Below are 18,046 nucleotides of genomic sequence, written 5' to 3' on the forward strand. Positions count from 1 at the left end.
CATGACCAAGACCGCTCGCATTTTTCAGAAGCCCAAGAACGCCATGCAGTCCGGCCGTGCGCGCACGACCAGCTGGATCCTCGAGTTCGAGCCGGTCCGCCAGCAAAAGGCCGATCCGCTGACCGGCTGGACCGGCGGCGACGCGACCGCGACCCAGCTGCGCCTGAGCTTCGAGACGCTGGAAGCCGCCACCGCCTATGCCGAGCGCGAAGGCCTGGCCTTCCATGTGGTGCCGGCGCCGGAGCGCAAGCTGAAGCTCCAGGCGTACGCGGACAACTTCCGGTAAGCGCTTCACCGCTTCCACCGCACTTCGTCACCCTGAACTTGTTTCAGGGTCCAACTCTCCCCAGGCGGTATCGCTGGTGGGACCTTGGATGCTGAAACAAGTTCAGCATGACGAAGGTCAGATGCCGAGCAGCGCGCCCGACAGCAACAGCAACAGCTTCACATCGATCGCCAACCCCTCGGCGCGCTTCTTCGCGACGAAATCGGGGAGCCCCGCCAGCGGCACGCGGTGGACGATGATGTCCTCATCCTCCAGCCCGCCGCCTTCGCCGACCTTGGTCAGTCCGCGCGCGCGGACCAAAGTGAAGCTCTCGCTGACCAGGCCGGGCGAGGAGAAATACTCGCCCAGGTCCTCGATCTCCGCGCTGTCATAGCCGGTTTCCTCGATCAGCTCGCGGCGGGCAGCCTCGAAGGGACTGTCATTCTCGCGGCCGGCCTCATCACCGACAAGGCCGGCGGGGAGCTCGAGGCAGCGCTTGCCGAGCGGCACGCGAAACTGGTCGACAAGCAGGACATGGTCGTCGGCGTCGATCGCGACGATCACCGCGGCGCGGATACCCTTGGCGCGCGAGACATATTCCCATTTGCCGCGGCGCTTGGCGGTGATCCACTTGCCGGCCCAGGCAATCTCTTCTTCCATGTCGCTCACAGTTCGATCACCCGGTCGGGAAGTTCGTTCACATCGTCCTCGCTGCGCGGGAAATGCTCGGCGAGCACCAGCCCGATCTGGTGGACGGCCTCGGCCATGCCATCACCGGCCTTGTCCGCCTTCACGCCCTTGAGCAACGCCGCCATCGCTGCGCCCCAGACGTCGGGCGTGACTTTCGAGTGGATCGCCTCGTCGGCGATGATCTCGGCGCGGTGCTCGGCAAGGCTGAGATAGAGCAGCACGCCGGTCGAGCCGCGGGTGCGCTTCTCGGCGGCGGCGCGGAACAGTTCGAGCGCGCGGCGGTGGACGCGACGGTTCTTGGTCGCCGACGGCGTGAGGAACAGGCGGAGCGCGTCGAGCGCCAGCACGACGCGGGCGACCAGGAAGGTGACCGCCATCAGGATCAGCGCGATGGTGAGGTACCAGCGCGCCGGCACGGTCTGCGCCCAGCTGTCGATGAAGCGCGAATGGAGCCATTCGGCCGGCCAGGGCTGCCAGGCGAGCAGCGCCAGGACGAGCAGCATCGCCAGCACCGCCCAGTGCAGCGCGACGTCGTGATAGGGATCCGAGCGCCCGGCGACGACCGTGACGATCTCGCCATTGGTGGTCAGCTCGGCGGCGGTTACGGCCTGGGTGACCGCCATGCGGTCCTGATCGGTCAATCGCATCTCACCAGCTCCCCGAGGCGCCGCCGCCCCCGAACGATCCGCCGCCGCCGGAGAAGCCACCGCCGCCGCCGCCACCGCCGCCCCAGTCGCTGCCGCCGCCACCGCCCCAGCCACCGCCGCCACGGCTGGCCTGGTGGCCGATCTCGTTGGCGATCGACCAGAGGATGATCGGCAGCGCGCCGCTGTCGTCGCTGCGGTAGCGCGGCCCCCAGGGGCCGCGCCGCTTGCGCCGGCCGAGCCCGAGCATCGGCAGGATCACGAACAGCAGGATGATGCCCCAGAAGATCAGCCCGATCGGGAAGCCGCCGCCATTGCCTTGGCGGCGCTTGGCGGTCTCGCTGACCTTGGCCTGGCTCTGCTGGGCACGCTGCTCGGCGGCCTCGAGAGGCAGCTTCATCTGCTCGGCGATCGCCTGCGCGCCGGCGACGATGCCGCCGGCCATGTCGTTCTGCTTGAAGCGGGGGATGATCTTCTCGTTGATGATCTGGCTGGACAGGCCATCGGTCATGATCGGCTCGAGCCCGTAGCCGACCTCGATCCGGACCTTGCGCTCATTGGGAGCGACGATCAGCAGGATGCCGTTATTGGCGTCCTTCTGGCCGATCCCCCAGGCACGGCCGAGCTGATAGCCGTAATCCTGGATGTCATAGCCCTGGAGATCGGGAATGGTCGCGACGACGAACTGCCGGGTCGAGGCCTTCTGGACGTCCTCGGAGAGCTGGTTGAGCTGGGCGACCTGGGCGGGCGAGAGCAGATGCGCCTCGTCGACCACCCGGCCGGAGAGCTTGGGGAAAACCGGCTGCGCCTGTGCCGAGAGCGGCACCAGGACCAGCAGCAATGCGAGCAGGCTACGCAACAGACTCATTCAGTGATCTCGCGAATGATGGCTTCGCTGCCGGCGAAGATGCCGTCGGCGAACTTGCCTTCCTTGAAGCGCGGCAGGATGTCGTCGCGGATGATCGCGCCCGCTTCCTCGTCGCGCAGTGCCTTTTCGAGGCCGGTGCCGACTTCGATCCGGACCTTGCGCTCATTGGGCGCCACGATCAGCAGCACCCCGTCGTTGAAGCATTTGCGGCCGATGCCCCAGGTGCGGCCCAGGTTCACGCCATAATCGGCGATCTGGTGCCCGCCGAGGCTCTTGACCGTGACCACCACGAACTGATGCTTCGACTTCTTCTCGGCATCGACCAACTGGTTCGAAAGCCGCCGCCGTTCGCTTACCGAAAGCAGGTTGGCGGAATCGACCACCCGGCCGGTCAGCGCCGGAAAATCATAGCCGGCGGGGGCGGGCCGCGCATTGGGCACCGCCGCCCCTTTGACCGCACCGGCGACGGGCGTCGTCTCCGCCGCCGGCGTGCATCCCGCCGCAACGGCATGCGGATCGTGCGCGAGCGGCTTGCAGGCCGCCAGCGCACCGCAGAGGAGAAGCGCCCGCAGGATCAGTTGCTGTTCCCGAAGCTGACGTCGGGCATTCTCTCCGCACCCGCCTCGGCCTTGAAGGGCACGATCGGCTTGGCGCCGTAGAAGATCTTGGCGCCGATCGCGTCGGGGAAGGTGCGGATGCGGGTGTTATAGGCCTGCACCGCGGCGTTGTAGTCACGCACCGCGATGGTGATGCGATTGTTGCTGCCTTCGATCTGGTCCATCAGCGTCTTGAAGTTACCCTGGCTCTGCAGCTGCGGATAGGCTTCCTGCAGGCGCTGGAGCGACAGGGTCAGACCGGCCTGGGCCTGGTTATACGCCGACATCTTGTTCTCGTCGGTGAGGTCGTCGCCAGTCACCTGGATCTGGGTCGCCTTGGCGCGCGCCGAGACCACATCGTTCAGGATCTTGCCTTCGGACGCAGCGGCGCCCTTCACGGTGTTGACCAACGCGGGAATGGTATCCGCGCGCCGCTGATAATTGGCCTGCACATCGGCCCAGCGCGCCTTCGCATTCTCTTCGGCGGTGGGCACGCTGTTGAGGCCGCAGCCTGCGAGCAGGGCGGCGCCGGCAAGAGCAAGAAGGGCACGAAACTTCATCACGTCAGGATCCTCCGGATCGGGTTCGAAGTGTCTTATACAGTGGCAACACCTCGGTTCGAAAGCTAAATCGGAAACGCAGGCGGTTTGCGCAAGCTCCACAAGCGTGCTTCATGGCAAAGATGCCGCGCGCTGGCGGCAGGGGTTGGGAGCCGAAGCGATGTTCAAGGAATTCAAGGCGTTCATTTCGCGCGGCAACGTGCTCGATCTGGCCGTGGCGGTCATCATCGGCGCCGCGTTCAGCAAGATCGTCAGCTCGCTGACCGACGATCTGCTGATGCCGCTGATCGGCAAGATCTTCGGCGGGCTCGATTTCTCGAGCTACTTCATCGCGCTGGGGCCGATCCCCGCCGCGCTGACCGGATCGACCGACTATGCCGCGCTGAAAAAGGCCGGCGTGCCGCTGTTCGGCTATGGCGCGTTCATCACCGCGGCGGTCAATTTCGTGATCGTCGCCTTCATCATCTTCCTGCTGGTGCGCGCGGTGAACCGCGTGATCCCGAAGCCGGAGGAAGCCGCCGCCGCCGAACCGGCGGACGTGACGCTGCTGCGCGAGATCCGCGACGAGCTGAAGAAGAAGAACGCGGCCTAGGCCGCGGCAAGATCCTCGGCGGTGGCATCCGCAAGGCTGGTGCCGTCGAGGATACGCGCGGTCTCGTCCCGCACCCGCGCCATCGCGTGGCGGATCGCGCAGCTCGCCTCGTCCTTGCAGTCATTGCACGGGCGATAGGCAGTGCGGCTGACGCAGGGGACCAGCGCCAGCGGCCCCTCGATCACCCGGATGATCTCGCCGAGCGAGATCAGGTGCTTGGCGCGTGCCAGGCGATAGCCACCCGCCTTGCCGCGCGTGGACGTGAGGAAGCCCGCCTCGCGCAGATCGGCCAGGATCAGCTCAAGGAACTTGCGCGGCACATTCGCTTCGGTGGCGATGCGGTTCATCGGCGTTGGCGCACCCGCAATGGGCTGTCCGGCCAGATAGAGCATCGCACGAAGGGCGTAGCGGGAACGCTGGGTCAACATCGGTTCAAAACGTCCATGCCAATAGTTTGCGGCACTGTGAAGACCTTAGGACATCCCGCCTGACCTTTTCATTAATGAATCCCGCCCCTATATGGGTCCTGCCGGCTTCGGTCGGCTATGGGGATAAACGAAGGCGTGCAATAGGCGCAGCGGACCCGGGGGCGGTACCCGGCGGCTCCACCACCAGCTACCTGCTCAAGGCAGTTGCTGACGGGGCCGAACTAGGATCGACGTGTGTTGAAAAGCGCTATCTATCTCTCAGCGTGGGCCACTGTGACGGTCCATTACACAAGTGCCAACGATAACGAAGCACTCGCTATTGCGGCGTAACCCCAAGGCCTAACGGCTTAAGGTTACTCTAAAATGCGCGGTTGGACCCCACCGGGCAACAGAAGGGGATTCCAGCGGTACGGGGAGCACCGGGCAACAGAAGCTCCCCACTTTCCCATTTTACTTAAGCGAAATGCCGCAAGGGCGATCCCGGAACGGCGATCTCCCGAATGTCGCGCGCGCGCCGCGCATGGTTTCGTGCGCGCATGGACCGGCAGACCCACAAAGTGACGGCACTGATCGCCTTCGGGGTGATCGCCTCGGCGATGGTCGCCGAGGGTGCGCGGCCGCCGCGGCTTCCCCGCAGGGAAGCCACGGCGCCGGTGGCCGGCAGCCGGCGCCGTCGCGCCGGCTCCGGGGGAGGACGCCGGCTGGCGCCCTCAGCCTTCCTGCTTCAGTGACGCCATGTCGATGACGAAGCGGTACTTCACGTCGCTCTTCACCATCCGGTCGTAAGCCGTCTCGATCTCGTCCATGCGGATCATCTCGATGTCGGCGGTCAGCCCGTGCTGGTGGCAGAAATCGAGCATCTCCTGCGTCTCGGCGATGCCGCCGATCAGCGAGCCGGCGATCGAGCGGCGCTTGAACACCAGGTTGAAGACGTTCGGCGACGGGTGCGCATGCTCGGGCACGCCGACCAGGGTGAGCGTGCCGTCCCGCTTGAGCAGGCCGGTCAGCGCATCGAGGTCATGGCTTGCCGCCACCGTATCGAGGATGAAATCGAAGCTGTTGGCGTGCGCAGCCATCTCGTCCGCGTTGCGCGAGACGATCACTTCATGCGCGCCGAGCTTCTTCGCGTCCTCGATCTTGGCGGGCGAGGTGGTGAAGGCGACGACATGCGCGCCCATCGCCGCGGCGATCTTGATCCCCATGTGACCAAGGCCGCCGATGCCGACGATGCCGACCTTCTTGCCCGGTCCCGCATTCCAGTGGCGCAGCGGCGAATAGGTGGTGATGCCGGCGCAGAGCAACGGCGCGACCGCGGCCAGGTCCTTCTCGTCATGGCTGACCTTGAGGACGAAGCCTTCCTTCACGACGATATGATCGGAATAGCCGCCAAAGGTGTGGCCGCCGAGATGCGCGTCCGGGCCGTTATAGGTGCCGACGAAACCGGTGGTCTCGCAGAACTGCTCCTCGCTCTCCTGGCAGGACGGGCAATGGCCGCAGCTGTCGACCATGCAGCCGACGCCGACCAGGTCGCCGACCGCGAACTTGCTGACCTCGCTGCCGATGGCGCTGACGCGGCCGACGATCTCGTGGCCGGGCACGCAGGGGAAGATCGTGCCGTCCCATTCGCTGCGCGCGGTGTGCAGGTCCGAATGGCAGACGCCGCAGAACAGGATGTCGATCGAGACGTCATCGGCCAGCAGGTCGCGGCGCTCGAAGGTGAAGGGCGCGAGCGGGGTGCTCGCCGACTGGGCGGCATAGGCCTTTGCTTGGGTGGTCATGTTGGTCCTCTGTTGCTTGGTATCGGGGTTCAGGGGAGTCAGAGCGTGTAGCCGGGCGGCTTGAACAGCAGCTCGGGATGGGCAGCGATCTCGCTTCGGTAGAAGGCAGGCCAGTCGCCCGTCGCGACATCCTCGATCGCCACCGAGATGCTCTCCGGCGGCGATCCGATCGCGGCGGTGACGGCCTCGGCCAGCGCATCGGCGAGGCGCTGCTTGTCCGCGTCGGAACGGCCCGAGGCGAGCCGGAGCGTGACATGCGGCATCAGCGCGCCCCGGCCGGGCCGGCGAGATAAACGGCGTCCGGGACATGCTCGAACCACTCGACCATCTTGCCGTCCAGCGATTCCTGGATGGCGATATGCGTCATCGCGCTGCCCGGGCTGGCGCCATGCCAGTGGCGATGGCCGGGCGGGCACCAGATCACGTCGCCGGGACGGATCTCGACCACGGCCTCGCCCTCGCACTGGGTCCAGCCGAGCCCGGCGGTGACGATCAGCGTCTGGCCGAGCGGGTGGGTGTGCCAGGCGGTGCGAGCGCCGGGCTCGAAGGTGACGCTGGCGACGCCGAAGCGGGGATCCTCGGCGATGGTGAGCGGGTCGATCCGCACCGAACCGGTGAACCAGTCGGCGGGCCCTTTTTGCGACGGCTGGCTGCCGTTCCGCTGAATGCGCATCTGCTGCTCCTGTGCCTGGGCGCCTGCTGGACGCAGGCGGGGAAGACGGGAAGGAGCGATGCCGCAGCCAGGACCAGCCGTTTCATGCGATCACCCCTTTTCCCTGATGTGCGCAGAAATGGGGTGCGAGCGCTCAGCCGATTAGGGGCTATAATATGAACGCGCTTATGAGTATTTTTCAGCAATGAATCGTCAGGACCTTGCCGATCTCTCGGCCTTCGTCGCGGTGGCGCGCGAGCGCAGCTTCACGCGTGCCGCGGCGCAGCTGGGCGTCACCCCGTCCGCGCTCAGCCATTGCATGCGTTCCCTCGAGGAGCGGCTGGGCGTGCGGCTGCTCAACCGCACCACCCGCAGCGTGACGCCGACCGAGGCGGGCGAGCGGATGCTGCGCACCGTCGCCTTCCATCTCGACGAAATCGCCACGCATGTGACCGCGCTCAACGACCTGCGCGATCGGCCGGCGGGCAATATCCGGATCACCGCCGACGAATTCTCGCTGCAGACCGTGCTGTGGCCACGGCTGCGCGGCGTGCTGGCCGAGCACCCCGACATCCATGTCGAGATCGAGACCGATTACCGGCTGGTCGACCTGGTCGCCGAGAAGTTCGATGCGGGCGTGCGGCTGGGCGACATCATCGACAAGGACATGATCGCCGTGCCGATCGGCCCGCCGGTGCGGATGCTGGTGGTGGCGACCCCGGGCTATCTTGCGAAACATGGCCGCCCGCAGACCCCGCAGGACCTCGCCGAGCATAATTGCATCAACCTGCGCCTGCCGACGCTGGGCGGGCTTTACGCCTGGGAGTTCGAGCGCAATCGCCGCGAGCAGCGGGTCCGGGTCAGCGGCCAGCTGATCTTCAACAGCATCTTCCACATCCGCGATGCCACGCTGGAGGGCTTTGGCCTTTCGTACCTGATGGAAGACCTGGTACGCGACGCGCTGGCCGATGGCCGGCTGGAGGCGGTGCTGGAAGACTGGTCGCCGCCCTTTGCCGGCTACCATCTCTATTATCCCAGCCGACGCCAGCCGACGCCGGCCTTCGCGGCGATCGTCGAGGCACTGCGCTGGCGCCCGGGGCGCGAGGCCCGGTCAGGCTGACCGGGCTCCGCCTCCCCTTGCATCAACGCAGCGAATAGGCCGTGATCGTGCCCCCGGGCGCCGTGCCGTTGAGGATCGGCGTCACGATCAGCCGCCCCTCCGCGCCGATCGCCAGCGTGCCCGGCGTAGGTGCCGACCAGACGGTGGCATGCGTGTCGAGCGACACCGCATAGACCTTCGCGGAGGTGGAGAAGAGGACGAGATTGTCGGTGACAAGGATATTGCCGAGGAACGTCTCGCCTGCCGGAACCGGCCAGGACCAGCGGACCGCGCCATCCTCCTCGCCGATCGCGTCCAGCTGCCCGCGCGGATTGCTCGCGGCGAACAATACCCCCTTCGCCAGCGCCGGCGCCGGCGCGTTGCTGTAAGTGCCGGCGGTACGCCAGGCGATCTTGCCGCCCTCGATGTCGTAGCTGACCAGCGGGAAGGAAATGGGATAGATGCCCATTCCCGTGCCCGAATAGGCGATCGCGTTCTTGCGCGCGCCCAGGATCGGGCCGCCGGCATAGGAATAGCCGTTCCACACCCAGAAGGGATCGGCGATGCTCTTGACCAGCGCGCCATCCGAGCGGCGATAGACGTCGAGGCTGCCCGAGTAATAATAGACATACTGGTCGTCGGCCGCGGGCGTGGCGCCGTCCCAAACCTTCCCGGACACGCCGTTCGCCGTCCAGCGGGTGACGCCGTTGTCGAGATTGTAGCTGTAGACGACGTTGCCGTAATAGCCGGATGCCAGATACAGTTCGCGCCCGACCGCGGTGGGCTGGGCGAAGACCGACCATTGCGAGGCGAACAGCATGTTGCGCACGAACTGGCCGTTCGCGGCCGTGAGCGTGACAATCCGATTCTCGCCGGAAGAAGTGAACATGGTGACGACCTGCAGCTGGTCGCCGCTCACCGTCGGGCCGCTGCCGTCGGAGATCGGGCCCAGGTCATAGGCCCAGCGCTGCGCGCCGGTGGCGCTGTCGAGCGCGCAAACGCTCGTGCCCGCGCTCGCCTTGCGCGTCAGGAAGATCGTGCCGCCCTTGGTCGATACCGGGCGGAAGCTGCCGGCATCGGCAAAGCTCTTGTCCCACAGTTTCGCGAACTTGGCCGGATCGAAGCTGGCATGGACATAGGCGGTGTGCCCGGCCGAGCGCTGGAACATCTCCCAATCGTTGAGCTTGACGTCGAGCGTGTAGCGGAAGGTCTGGGTGGAGCCGGGATATACCTCCGCGCACGCCGTGTCGCGGCAGAGCCGGAAGGTGACATCGCCGCTGCGCGTCTCCGCGCTGAGGCCGGCAAGGCTCTTCAGCGAGACCGTGTAGCTCTTGCCCGACTGGACGATATCGCCGTCCTGCGACAGCAGTTTGTCGTCGAAGCTGATCCGGGGATAGATCGCCGTACTCGCGGTGCCGCTATAGGTGGCGACGAAGGAGAAGCTCGCCCGGCTGTCGCTCTCGATTGCCGTCTGGCTCTGCGTCGCCTTGTCGAGCGTGACCGCCAGGGTCGGGACGGGTGTGGGAGTCGGCGTCGAGACACTGCCGCCCGTGCCACCACCCCCGCCTGAACAGCCGGCGAGCAACAACATCCCGCCGAACGGCATCAACTTGCGCATGGAAATCCCCCTCTTTGCCGCGCCACCCCGTGCCATCGGCACCGCGGATGTGACAGGCTGAGGAGTGTTCAACAAGGCACTGAGAAAAGGGATTATCCCGATTCGGTGAAATCACCCGGGCAAAGAAAAGGGCCCGCGTTGCCGCGAGCCCCTCTCATGCTTTTCGGGTTTCCCCGGACGATCAGTCGTCGGCGCCGGTGAGGAACGCCGGCAGGCCGATGTCCTCGCCGCCTTCGTCCTTCGACTCCGAGCGCTCGCGGCGCGGGCCGCGATCGCCCCGGTCACCGCGCGGACCGCGATCCCGGTCGCCGCCTTCGCGACGCGGACCACGATCGCCGCCACGGCCACCATCGCGACGACGGTCACCGCGGTCGCCACGATCGCCGCGCGGCTCGCGCGGTTCGCGGGCCGGACGGGTGTCTTCCAGCTCTTCGCCGGTCTCCTGGTCGACGACGCGCATCGACAGGCGAACCTTGCCGCGCGGATCGATCTCGAGGACCTTGACCTTGACTTCCTGGCCTTCCGACAGGGCGTCCGAGACCTTCTCGACGCGCTCGTTCTTGATCTCCGAGACGTGGACGAGACCGTCCTTGCCGCCCATGAAGTTCACGAAGGCGCCGAAATCGACGAGGTTGACGACCTTGCCGGTGTAGATCTTGCCGACTTCCGCCTCTTCGACGATGCCCTTGATCCAGTTGATCGCGGCTTCGATCTGCGAGACGTCGCTCGACGAGACCTTGATCACGCCCTCGTCGTCGATGTCGACCTTGGCGCCGGTGGTGGCGACGATCTCGCGGATCACCTTGCCGCCGGTACCGATCACGTCACGGATCTTCGACTTGTCGATCGTGAAGGTCTCGATGCGCGGTGCGTGCGCCGAGAGCTCCGAACGGGTTGCCGACAGCGCCTTGTTCATCTCGCCCAGGATGTGGGCGCGACCGTCCTTGGCCTGGTTCAGCGCGGCTTCGAAGATCTCCTTGGTGATGCCGGCGATCTTGATGTCCATCTGCATCGTGGTGATGCCTTCGGACGTGCCCGCCACCTTGAAGTCCATGTCGCCGAGGTGATCTTCGTCACCCAGGATGTCCGACAGGATCGCGAAGTCCTTGCCCTCGAGGATCAGGCCCATGGCGATGCCCGAGACCGGACGCTTGATCGGCACGCCGGCGTCCATCATCGCGAGGCTGCCGCCGCAGACCGACGCCATCGACGACGAGCCGTTCGACTCGGTGATGTCGCTGGTCAGGCGGATCGTGTAGGGGAACTCTTCCTTGGTCGGCAGCACCGGATGCAGCGCGCGCCAGGCGAGCTTGCCGTGACCGACTTCGCGGCGGCCCGGGGCACCGAAGCGGCCCACTTCGCCGACCGAATAGGGCGGGAAGTTATAGTGCAGCATGAAGTTCTGGTACGACAGGCCACCCAGGCCGTCGATCATCTGCTCGGCGTCCTTGGTGCCCAGGGTCGCGGTGGCGATGGTCTGGGTCTCGCCGCGGGTGAACAGGGCCGAGCCGTGCGCACGCGGGAGGAAATGCGTCTCCGCCTCGATCGGGCGGATCTGCGTGGTGGTGCGGCCGTCGATGCGCTTGCCGTCCTTGAGGATGGCGGTGCGGACGATCTCGGCTTCCAGCTTCTTGGTCAGCTTGATGCCGGCCATGACTTCCTGGGGCGAGAGGCCGTCCTCGGCGAACTTCGCCTTCGCCTTCGCACGCGCCTCGTTGAGGGCGTTCGAGCGGGCCGACTTGTCGGTCAGCTTGTAGGCGGCCGCGATGTCCTTGCCGACCAGCTTCTTGATCGAGTCCTTGAGCTTGGCGTTGTCGTTCGACGACGCGATTTCCCAGGGATCCTTGGCGGCCTGCTCGGCGAGCTTGATGATCGCCTTGACGACTTCGCGGCACGCGTCGTGCGCGAACAGCACGGCACCGAGCATGATCTCTTCCGAAAGCTCCTTGGCTTCCGATTCGACCATCATCACCGCGTCATAGGTAGCGGCGACGACGAGATCGAGATCGCCGGCGGCGACCTGCTCGTCGGTCGGGTTCAGGATGTACTCGCCGTCGACATAGCCGACGCGCGCGGCGCCGATCGGGCCCATGAACGGCACGCCCGAGATGGTGAGCGCTGCCGAAGCGGCGACCATCGCGAGGATGTCCGGCTCGTTCTCGCCGTCATAGCTCAGGACCTGAGCGATGGCGTTGATCTCGTTGTAGAAGCCTTCCGGGAACAGCGGGCGGATCGGGCGGTCGATGAGACGCGAGACCAAAGTCTCCTTCTCGGTGGCGCCGCGCTCGCGCTTGAAGAAGCCACCCGGGATACGGCCGGCGGCCGAGAACTTTTCCTGATAGTGGACGGTCAGCGGGAAGAAGTCCTGGCCTTCCTTCACGCTCTTGGCGGCGGTCACCGCGCAGAGAACCACGGTTTCGCCGAGGGTCGCCATCACGGCGCCGTCAGCCTGGCGGGCAACCTTGCCCGTTTCGAGAGTCAGCGTCTTGCCGCCCCACTCGATCGATACAGTCTTCTTGTCGAACATTGTTTTTCCTTCACACCCGCTGCCCGATGCAGCGGGGGCCTATGGAGAGAGCCGTACGTGGCTCGTGGGACTGGCCGAATTGCCGATCCCCCGTCTGCTCCGCTGCGTGGGAGCCTGACGCCGGCACTAGCCTGCCGGGATGACAAAAAGGCGACCCGAAGGCCGCCTTTCCGGTTACTTGCGAAGACCGAGCTTCGCGATGAGGTCGGTGTAGCGACCCTCGTCCTTCTTCTTCAGATAGTCGAGGAGGCTACGGCGCTTGTTGACCAGCATGAGCAGGCCGCGACGCGAATGGTTGTCCTTGGCGTGCGTCTTGAAGTGCTCGGTCAGGTTGGCGATGCGCTCCGAGAGGATCGCGATCTGCACTTCGGGGCTGCCGGTGTCGGTGCCGCCGCGTGCGTGTTCCTTGATCAGCGCTTCCTTGCGCTCTGCAGTGATCGACATAGTCTTTCCTTCGACATCGCTTAGATATTGAAGCCGCGGACGACCCGGATTTCACCGGATAGAGCCTCCACCAGCGCGATCGGGGTATCCCCCAGGCACGCGAAATATTGGCCGTCTTCCTTGGCGATCCCGGCCAGAACCCGCCCCTGTCGGAGCAGCCCTGCCTGGTCGGGGGTGAGGGATAGAGCCGGGATGTCGTCCAGCCCCGCCCTCAATGGCAGGAGAAGTTGTTCAAGGGAGCGGCCCTTAGCGGCTTCGTCCAGTTTGTCCAGCGAAATCGCGGACTCCAGGGTGAAGGGACCGGCCTTCACCCGGCGCAGCATGGTGACATGGCCGACCGTGCCGAGCGCCAGCGCAATGTCACGCGCGAGGCTGCGGATATAGGTGCCCTTGGAGACATGGGCGGTGAGCGTGGCTTGGTCCAGCGGGCCTTGATAAGCGGGCATCAGAGCAAGCTGGTGGACCGTCACCGCACGGGTCGCCAGTTCGACGTCCTCACCCTTGCGGGCGAGATCATAGGCGCGCGCGCCATCCACCTTCAGCGCCGAATAGGCTGGTGGCACTTGCTCGATTGCCCCGGTGAATTGAGGCAGCACGGCCATCACGGCGTCGCGCGTAGGGCGGACATCGCTGGTCGCGATCGCCTTGCCTTCCAGATCGAGCGTGTCGGTCTGCACGCCGAACCCGATCGTAAAGTCGTACACCTTGTCGCTGTCGAGCATCCGCCCGGCCAGCTTGGTCGCCTCGCCCAGCGCGATCGGCAGTACCCCGGTCGCCAGCGGATCGAGCGTGCCGCCATGGCCGACCTTGAACTTGCCGTACTTGCCGTCGCGCAGCGCGCGCTTGACGGCGCTCACGCCCTGGGTCGAGCCAAGGCCCAAAGGTTTGTCGAGAATGATCCAGCCATGCATCCGCGGCGCCCTAGCGGAGCCGCGGGCGCAGAGCCAGCATCACAGGGCCGGTATCAGGCTGCCGGCTTGGCCTTCTTCGCTTTCTTCGCCTTCACCGGCGGCGGTCCGCTGTGCACGATATTGGCGATCTGGCAGCGCTCGCGCCCCGCGAAGATCGTGTCGCCGCGATCGATCTGCGAGGCGCCCGGGAAGGTCTTGAAGCCGACGCCGATCGCGAAGGGCAGGTTGTTGCAGCGACCGAAGAACGAGACGTAATACCAGTTGCGCCGGGCATCCTGGATATAGACGCCGTCGCCGCTATCGGTGGCATCGAAGGTGCGGATGTCGCTCCGGGTGAAGAACGGGATAGAGGCCTGCTCGCCCGACTTGGGCCCGGGCGTCGGGCCCGATTGCTGGGCCGAGGCGGCGGTGGCGGCGAACATCAGCGGCAGGGCACAGGCGATAACGGTCTTGCGAAACATGGATCTTCTCCTTTGCGGAGAACGAGATGGGGCGCTCCTTGCCGCGCTTGTATAATACTTAGGCTGTACGCTGCATGAAGTGGCGGCGGCACAGCGCCACATAGCGCTCATTGCCCCCCACCTCGCGCTGCTCGCCCTGCCGCACCGCGTTGCCTTCGCCATCGACGCGCAGGTTCATGATCGCCTTGCGCCCGCATTCGCAGACCGACTTGATCTCGACCAGCGAGTCCGCGAGCGCGAGCAGCTCCGCCGAGCCGGGGAACAGCGCCCCCTGGAAATCGGTGCGCAGGCCATAGCAGAGCACCGGGATGCCGACCTCGTCCGCGAGATGCGCGAGCTGGCGAACCTGGATGGGCGAGAGGAACTGCGACTCGTCGACCAGGATGCAGGCGAGCGGCGCCTCGTAATGCGCATCCTCGGCAATGCGGCGCAGATCGGTATCTTCCTCGAACGGGATCGCGCTGGCGCTGATGCCGAGCCGCGAATCGATCACGCCCTTGCCGCCGCGATCATGGATGCCCGCGGTGAACAACAGGGTGCGCATGCCGCGCTCGCGATAGTTGAAATCGGCCTGAAGCAGCGTGGTCGATTTGCCCGCGTTCATCGAGGCATAGTAGAAATAGAGCTTGGCCATGGGGCGATCTGCGCCCGCCGTCGCCACGCGGTCAATCGCCCCGCGCGCTTATCCTGTGGATGCAGGAAGCCTCAGCCCGCGGCGCCGTCCTCGTCGCCCAGGTCCTGCGCCACCTTGGGATCGCGCAGCAGCTTGTCGATATGGCTGCCCTCGTCGAAGCTCTCGTCCGCCAGGAACTTGAGCTTGGCCGCGTATTTCATCTTCACCCGGTGGGCGACTTCGCGCTGGAGATAGGCGGTGTTGGTGCGCAGCGCCTTGATCACCACTTCCTCGTCCCTGCCGAGCAGCGGCTTCACGAACACCGTCGCGTGGCGCAGGTCGGGCGACATGCGCACTTCGGTGATCGAGACCATGTGCTTGGCCAGCACCTCGTCATGCACGTCGCCGCGCTGCAGGATCTCGCTCAGCACATGACGCACCTGCTCGCCCACGCGCAGAAGGCGGACGGAACGTTCTTCGGTGGTGGTCTGCGTCTTCATGGCCTGATCTCCGCTCCCTCCCCCACCTTGCAGGCAAGGAGAGGGAGGGAAAACAGCTTAGAGCGTACGCTCGCGCATCTCGACTTCGAAGGTTTCGAGATAGTCGCCCGCCTTGATGTCGGTGAAGTTCTGGCTGAACGTCACACCGCACTCCAGGCCGGCGCGCACTTCGGGGACATCGTCCTTGAAGCGGCGCAGCGACGCGATCTCGCCCTGGTAGATGATGACATCGTCCCGGGTGATGCGCGCCTTGAGCGCCTTGCGGATCGCGCCCTCGGTGACCAGCAGACCGGCAGCCTTGCCGTGCTTGCCTGCCGAGAAGACTTCCTTGATCTCGGCGCGGCCGACGACGGTTTCGAAGGCTTCCGGACCAAGCTGGCCGGCCATGCCCGCGCGGATCTCGTCGGTCAGGTCGTAGATCACGTCATAATATTTGAACGCGACCTTGTTGCGCTCGGCGATCTCGCGCGCCTTGGCGTTCGGGCGGACGTTGAAGCCGATGATCGGGGCACCGGCGGCGCCGGCGAGCGACACGTCGCTCTCGGTGATGCCGCCCACGCCCGAATGAAGCACGCGCGCCTTGATGTCGTCGGTGCTGATCTTGTTGATCGCCGCGACGATCGCCTCGACCGTGCCCTGGGTATCCGCCTTGACGACCAGCGGATATTCCATCGCCTGCTTTTCCTTGAGCGCCGAGAACATGCTCTCGAGGCTGGCAGGAGCCTGGGTCGTGCGCTTCTGCAGCGCAACGCCCTGGCGATACTCGGCGACTTCGCGGGCACGCGCTTCGTTCTCGACGACCTGGAGCGGATCACCCGCCATCGGCACGCCGGAGAGACCGAGCACTTCGACCGGAACGGCCGGGCCGGCTTCCTTGACCTGCTGACCCTTGTCGTTGACCAGCGCGCGGACCTTGCCGCTCTCGGCGCCGACGACGAACACGTCACCGACCTTGAGCGTGCCGCGGTTGACCAGGATCGTCGCGACCGGGCCGCGGCCCTTGTCGAGCTTGGCCTCGATCACCGTGCCTTCGGCCTCGCGGTCCGGATTGGCCTTGAGGTCGAGCAGTTCGGCCTGGATCTGGATCTTGGCGATCAGGTCGTCGAGGCCGATCTTCTTGAGCGCCGAGACTTCGACGTCCTGGGTCTCGCCGCCCATCTCCTCGACGATCACTTCATGCTCGAGCAGACGCTCGCGCACGCGCTGCGGATTGGCGCTGTCGAGGTCGACCTTGTTGATCGCCACGATCATCGGCACGCCCGCCGCCTTGGTGTGATTGATCGCCTCGATCGTCTGCGGCATCAGGCCGTCATTCGCGGCGACCACCAGCACGACGATGTCGGTGATGTCGGCACCACGGGCGCGCATCTGGGTGAACGCCTCGTGGCCCGGGGTGTCGAGGAAGGTGATCTTCGACTTGTCCTTCAGCGTGACCTGATAGGCGCCGATATGCTGGGTGATGCCGCCGGCTTCGCCCTTCACCACGTCGGTGCCGCGCAGGGCATCGAGCAGCGAGGTCTTGCCGTGGTCGACGTGACCCATGATCGTCACCACCGGGGCGCGCGGCTTCAGCGTCTCGGCCGCATCGGCCTCGGCCACGTCCAGGTCGACGTCGCTCTCGCTGACGCGCTGCAGGTTGTGGCCGAATTCGGTGACCAGCAGCTCGGCGGTGTCCTGGTCGATCGTCTGCGTGATGGTGACCGGCATGCCCATCTTGAACAGCGCCTTCACCAGGTCGCTGCCCTTCTCGGCCATACGATTGGCGAGTTCCTGCACGGTGATCGCCTCGGGGACGACCACGTCGCGGACCTGCTTCTCGCGCGGCGCCGACGAGCCACCGTACGAACGACGGTGTTCCTTCTCGCGGGCGCGCTTCAGCGCGGCGAGCGAGCGGGCACGCGCGCCGTCCTCGCCACCCAGGGCGCGATTGACGGTGAGCTTGCCCGACTGGCGGCGGTCGTCGCCCTTGCGGTCGCGCTGCTGCGGACGCGCGGGCTCGGGGCCACGGCGCACCGGCGCACCGCCCGTGGGGGCGGGACGCGATGCGGGCGCACCGGCGCTGGCCGGGCGCGCGGCCTGAGTCGGGGCCGGGGCAGCAGCCTCGGGCTTCGGCTCGGGCTTGGGCTGCGGCTTGGGGATCTCGGGACGCTGCACCGGGGTGAACAGGCGCGGCGCCGGGCGGCTCGGGTCGAGCTGCAGCGCAACCGGAGCCGGCGGCGGGGCCGGAGTCGGTGCGGGTGCCGGAGCGGGCGCAGGCTTGGGCGCGGGCGCCGGAGCGGCGGCCTCCACCTTCGGCGCTTCCGGAGCGGGCGCAGGCGCGGGTGCCGGAGCAGGCGTGGGCTCGGGCGCCGGCGGCGCCTTGGCGGCCTCCGCTTCGGCACGGGCCTTTTCCTCTACGCGGCGCGCTTCGGCCTCGGCGGCCTCGGCACGTTCGCGCTCCTCGCGGCGGCGCGCTTCCTCGAGCGCCTGCATGCGCTGCTCGTCGGCCTCGCGCAGCAGACGGGCCTGGCGCTCCTGCGCGGACTCGTTCGAGACCGGCGGACGCGGGGCGGGCGGCGGAGGCGGCGGCGCGACCGGCTGCGCAGGTGCTGCGACCTGCGGTTCAGGGGCGGGCGCTTCCGCCGGGCCTTCGCCCGGCTTGCGGAAGACGCGCGCCTTCTTGGTCTCGACGATCACCGTGTTCGAGCGGCCATGGCTGAAGCTCTGCTTCACCTGGCCCGTCTCGACCGTGCGCTTGATCCCCAGCGGCGCGCGCATGCCCAGTTTCGGCTTATCGTTGTCCGTGTCGCTCATGCGGCTG

The 18,046-nt window shown here is 66.5% G+C and carries 21 protein-coding genes and 1 other RNA gene; 5 read left to right on the forward strand and 17 right to left on the reverse strand.

From position 1 onward, the window contains the following. Position 1: 1 nt before the first annotated feature. Complete coding sequence (locus tag AC1RJ5_RS12740; RefSeq protein ID WP_269573564.1) at positions 2–286, forward strand: ETC complex I subunit; 285 nt, start codon at positions 2–4, stop codon at positions 284–286. A 117-nt stretch (positions 287–403) separates the two neighbouring features. On the opposite strand, the gene AC1RJ5_RS12745 is transcribed toward AC1RJ5_RS12740, so the two are convergent. From AC1RJ5_RS12745 to AC1RJ5_RS12765, 5 genes are all read right to left on the reverse strand, one after another. After that, positions 404–925, reverse strand: a complete 522-nt coding sequence (locus AC1RJ5_RS12745; RefSeq protein ID WP_269576546.1) for an NUDIX hydrolase — start codon at positions 923–925, stop codon at positions 404–406. A gap of 5 nt (positions 926–930) precedes the next feature. Further along, the gene (locus tag AC1RJ5_RS12750; protein WP_493113634.1) at positions 931–1,602 is read right to left on the reverse strand and encodes a TPM domain-containing protein; all 672 of its coding nucleotides are present in this window, start codon (positions 1,600–1,602) and stop codon (positions 931–933) included. A 1-nt stretch (position 1,603) separates the two neighbouring features. Continuing rightward, complete coding sequence (locus tag AC1RJ5_RS12755; protein WP_493113636.1) at positions 1,604–2,467, reverse strand: TPM domain-containing protein; 864 nt, start codon at positions 2,465–2,467, stop codon at positions 1,604–1,606. Next, a complete protein-coding gene (locus AC1RJ5_RS12760) occupies positions 2,464–2,907 on the reverse strand; it encodes a TPM domain-containing protein (RefSeq protein WP_269573561.1) in 444 nt (147 codons plus the stop codon). The genes AC1RJ5_RS12755 and AC1RJ5_RS12760 overlap by 4 nt, the downstream gene beginning before the upstream one ends. Positions 2,908–3,041: 134 nt before the next feature. Continuing rightward, positions 3,042–3,623 carry a LemA family protein gene (locus AC1RJ5_RS12765; RefSeq protein WP_269573560.1) on the reverse strand — a complete coding sequence of 194 codons (582 nt, stop codon included), beginning with the start codon at positions 3,621–3,623 and terminating at the stop codon, positions 3,042–3,044. Positions 3,624–3,783: 160 nt separating this feature from the next. Between AC1RJ5_RS12765 and mscL the strand changes: the two genes are divergently transcribed. After that, on the forward strand, positions 3,784–4,215 hold the full coding sequence (mscL, locus tag AC1RJ5_RS12770) for a large conductance mechanosensitive channel protein MscL (RefSeq protein ID WP_342250030.1): 432 nt from the start codon (positions 3,784–3,786) through the stop codon (positions 4,213–4,215). Here the strand turns inward: mscL and AC1RJ5_RS12775 are convergent. Then, the gene (locus AC1RJ5_RS12775) at positions 4,212–4,643 is read right to left on the reverse strand and encodes an RrF2 family transcriptional regulator (RefSeq protein WP_269573558.1); all 432 of its coding nucleotides are present in this window, start codon (positions 4,641–4,643) and stop codon (positions 4,212–4,214) included. The genes mscL and AC1RJ5_RS12775 overlap by 4 nt on opposite strands. Positions 4,644–4,704: 61 nt before the next feature. Here AC1RJ5_RS12775 and ssrA point away from each other — a divergent pair. Then, positions 4,705–5,046: a transfer-messenger RNA gene (gene ssrA, locus AC1RJ5_RS12780) on the forward strand. A 133-nt stretch (positions 5,047–5,179) separates the two neighbouring features. Next, on the forward strand, positions 5,180–5,374 hold the full coding sequence (locus AC1RJ5_RS12785; protein ID WP_269573557.1) for a hypothetical protein: 195 nt from the start codon (positions 5,180–5,182) through the stop codon (positions 5,372–5,374). On the opposite strand, the gene AC1RJ5_RS12790 is transcribed toward AC1RJ5_RS12785, so the two are convergent. Genes AC1RJ5_RS12790 through AC1RJ5_RS12800 form a run of 3 tightly spaced genes read right to left on the reverse strand, consistent with a single transcriptional unit; the run spans position 5,354 to position 7,094 of the window. Next, on the reverse strand, positions 5,354–6,421 hold the full coding sequence (locus tag AC1RJ5_RS12790; RefSeq protein WP_269573556.1) for an NAD(P)-dependent alcohol dehydrogenase: 1,068 nt from the start codon (positions 6,419–6,421) through the stop codon (positions 5,354–5,356). The genes AC1RJ5_RS12785 and AC1RJ5_RS12790 overlap by 21 nt on opposite strands. Positions 6,422–6,459: 38 nt before the next feature. After that, positions 6,460–6,684 (reverse strand): tautomerase family protein, encoded by a 225-nt coding sequence (locus AC1RJ5_RS12795; protein WP_269573555.1) that lies wholly within the window; start codon positions 6,682–6,684, stop codon positions 6,460–6,462. Further along, positions 6,684–7,094 carry a (R)-mandelonitrile lyase gene (locus AC1RJ5_RS12800; RefSeq protein ID WP_493113640.1) on the reverse strand — a complete coding sequence of 137 codons (411 nt, stop codon included), beginning with the start codon at positions 7,092–7,094 and terminating at the stop codon, positions 6,684–6,686. Before AC1RJ5_RS12800 ends, AC1RJ5_RS12795 begins: the two co-directional genes overlap by 1 nt. Before the next feature lie 184 nt (positions 7,095–7,278). On the opposite strand from AC1RJ5_RS12800, the gene AC1RJ5_RS12805 reads away from it, so the two are divergent. Next, on the forward strand, positions 7,279–8,193 hold the full coding sequence (locus AC1RJ5_RS12805; RefSeq protein ID WP_342250026.1) for a LysR family transcriptional regulator: 915 nt from the start codon (positions 7,279–7,281) through the stop codon (positions 8,191–8,193). Between the two features lie 22 nt (positions 8,194–8,215). On the opposite strand, the gene AC1RJ5_RS12810 is transcribed toward AC1RJ5_RS12805, so the two are convergent. The 8 genes from AC1RJ5_RS12810 to infB all read right to left on the reverse strand — a co-directional run bounded on the left by AC1RJ5_RS12810 (position 8,216) and on the right by infB (position 18,039). Further along, positions 8,216–9,790, reverse strand: coding sequence for an outer membrane protein assembly factor BamB family protein (locus AC1RJ5_RS12810; protein ID WP_493113643.1), 1,575 nt, complete (start codon positions 9,788–9,790; stop codon positions 8,216–8,218). A gap of 181 nt (positions 9,791–9,971) precedes the next feature. Beyond that, positions 9,972–12,317 (reverse strand): polyribonucleotide nucleotidyltransferase, encoded by a 2,346-nt coding sequence (gene pnp, locus AC1RJ5_RS12815; protein ID WP_269573552.1) that lies wholly within the window; start codon positions 12,315–12,317, stop codon positions 9,972–9,974. A gap of 174 nt (positions 12,318–12,491) precedes the next feature. After that, positions 12,492–12,761 (reverse strand): 30S ribosomal protein S15, encoded by a 270-nt coding sequence (gene rpsO, locus AC1RJ5_RS12820; protein WP_116839282.1) that lies wholly within the window; start codon positions 12,759–12,761, stop codon positions 12,492–12,494. A gap of 20 nt (positions 12,762–12,781) precedes the next feature. Beyond that, positions 12,782–13,672, reverse strand: a complete 891-nt coding sequence (gene truB / locus AC1RJ5_RS12825; RefSeq protein WP_493113646.1) for a tRNA pseudouridine(55) synthase TruB — start codon at positions 13,670–13,672, stop codon at positions 12,782–12,784. Positions 13,673–13,725: 53 nt separating this feature from the next. Further along, the gene (locus AC1RJ5_RS12830; protein WP_269573550.1) at positions 13,726–14,133 is read right to left on the reverse strand and encodes a DUF6491 family protein; all 408 of its coding nucleotides are present in this window, start codon (positions 14,131–14,133) and stop codon (positions 13,726–13,728) included. A 58-nt stretch (positions 14,134–14,191) separates the two neighbouring features. Beyond that, on the reverse strand, positions 14,192–14,767 hold the full coding sequence (locus AC1RJ5_RS12835; protein ID WP_184162526.1) for a thymidine kinase: 576 nt from the start codon (positions 14,765–14,767) through the stop codon (positions 14,192–14,194). 71 nt (positions 14,768–14,838) lie between these two features. Next, the gene (rbfA, locus tag AC1RJ5_RS12840; RefSeq protein WP_493113649.1) at positions 14,839–15,246 is read right to left on the reverse strand and encodes a 30S ribosome-binding factor RbfA; all 408 of its coding nucleotides are present in this window, start codon (positions 15,244–15,246) and stop codon (positions 14,839–14,841) included. 57 nt (positions 15,247–15,303) lie between these two features. Continuing rightward, positions 15,304–18,039, reverse strand: a complete 2,736-nt coding sequence (infB, locus tag AC1RJ5_RS12845; RefSeq protein WP_269573548.1) for a translation initiation factor IF-2 — start codon at positions 18,037–18,039, stop codon at positions 15,304–15,306. Positions 18,040–18,046 lie beyond the last annotated feature (7 nt).

Source organism: Sphingomonas sp. GW822-FHT03G08 (genome assembly GCF_058801135.1).

What these genes read in the sequence shown, in the direction of transcription:
- AC1RJ5_RS12740 (WP_269573564.1), top strand. Translation starts at nt 2, where the DNA reads ATGACCAAGACCGCTCGCATTTTTCAGAAGCCCAAGAACGCCATGCAG.
- AC1RJ5_RS12745 (WP_269576546.1), bottom strand. Translation starts at nt 925, where the DNA reads ATGGAAGAAGAGATTGCCTGGGCCGGCAAGTGGATCACCGCCAAGCGC.
- AC1RJ5_RS12750 (WP_493113634.1), bottom strand. Translation starts at nt 1,602, where the DNA reads ATGCGATTGACCGATCAGGACCGCATGGCGGTCACCCAGGCCGTAACC.
- AC1RJ5_RS12755 (WP_493113636.1), bottom strand. Translation starts at nt 2,467, where the DNA reads ATGAGTCTGTTGCGTAGCCTGCTCGCATTGCTGCTGGTCCTGGTGCCG.
- AC1RJ5_RS12765 (WP_269573560.1), bottom strand. Translation starts at nt 3,623, where the DNA reads ATGAAGTTTCGTGCCCTTCTTGCTCTTGCCGGCGCCGCCCTGCTCGCA.
- mscL (WP_342250030.1), top strand. Translation starts at nt 3,784, where the DNA reads ATGTTCAAGGAATTCAAGGCGTTCATTTCGCGCGGCAACGTGCTCGAT.
- AC1RJ5_RS12775 (WP_269573558.1), bottom strand. Translation starts at nt 4,643, where the DNA reads ATGTTGACCCAGCGTTCCCGCTACGCCCTTCGTGCGATGCTCTATCTG.
- AC1RJ5_RS12785 (WP_269573557.1), top strand. Translation starts at nt 5,180, where the DNA reads ATGGACCGGCAGACCCACAAAGTGACGGCACTGATCGCCTTCGGGGTG.
- AC1RJ5_RS12790 (WP_269573556.1), bottom strand. Translation starts at nt 6,421, where the DNA reads ATGACCACCCAAGCAAAGGCCTATGCCGCCCAGTCGGCGAGCACCCCG.
- AC1RJ5_RS12795 (WP_269573555.1), bottom strand. Translation starts at nt 6,684, where the DNA reads ATGCCGCATGTCACGCTCCGGCTCGCCTCGGGCCGTTCCGACGCGGAC.
- AC1RJ5_RS12800 (WP_493113640.1), bottom strand. Translation starts at nt 7,094, where the DNA reads ATGCGCATTCAGCGGAACGGCAGCCAGCCGTCGCAAAAAGGGCCCGCC.
- AC1RJ5_RS12805 (WP_342250026.1), top strand. Translation starts at nt 7,279, where the DNA reads ATGAATCGTCAGGACCTTGCCGATCTCTCGGCCTTCGTCGCGGTGGCG.
- AC1RJ5_RS12810 (WP_493113643.1), bottom strand. Translation starts at nt 9,790, where the DNA reads ATGCGCAAGTTGATGCCGTTCGGCGGGATGTTGTTGCTCGCCGGCTGT.
- pnp (WP_269573552.1), bottom strand. Translation starts at nt 12,317, where the DNA reads ATGTTCGACAAGAAGACTGTATCGATCGAGTGGGGCGGCAAGACGCTG.
- rpsO (WP_116839282.1), bottom strand. Translation starts at nt 12,761, where the DNA reads ATGTCGATCACTGCAGAGCGCAAGGAAGCGCTGATCAAGGAACACGCA.
- truB (WP_493113646.1), bottom strand. Translation starts at nt 13,672, where the DNA reads ATGCATGGCTGGATCATTCTCGACAAACCTTTGGGCCTTGGCTCGACC.
- AC1RJ5_RS12830 (WP_269573550.1), bottom strand. Translation starts at nt 14,133, where the DNA reads ATGTTTCGCAAGACCGTTATCGCCTGTGCCCTGCCGCTGATGTTCGCC.
- AC1RJ5_RS12835 (WP_184162526.1), bottom strand. Translation starts at nt 14,767, where the DNA reads ATGGCCAAGCTCTATTTCTACTATGCCTCGATGAACGCGGGCAAATCG.
- rbfA (WP_493113649.1), bottom strand. Translation starts at nt 15,246, where the DNA reads ATGAAGACGCAGACCACCACCGAAGAACGTTCCGTCCGCCTTCTGCGC.
- infB (WP_269573548.1), bottom strand. Translation starts at nt 18,039, where the DNA reads ATGAGCGACACGGACAACGATAAGCCGAAACTGGGCATGCGCGCGCCG.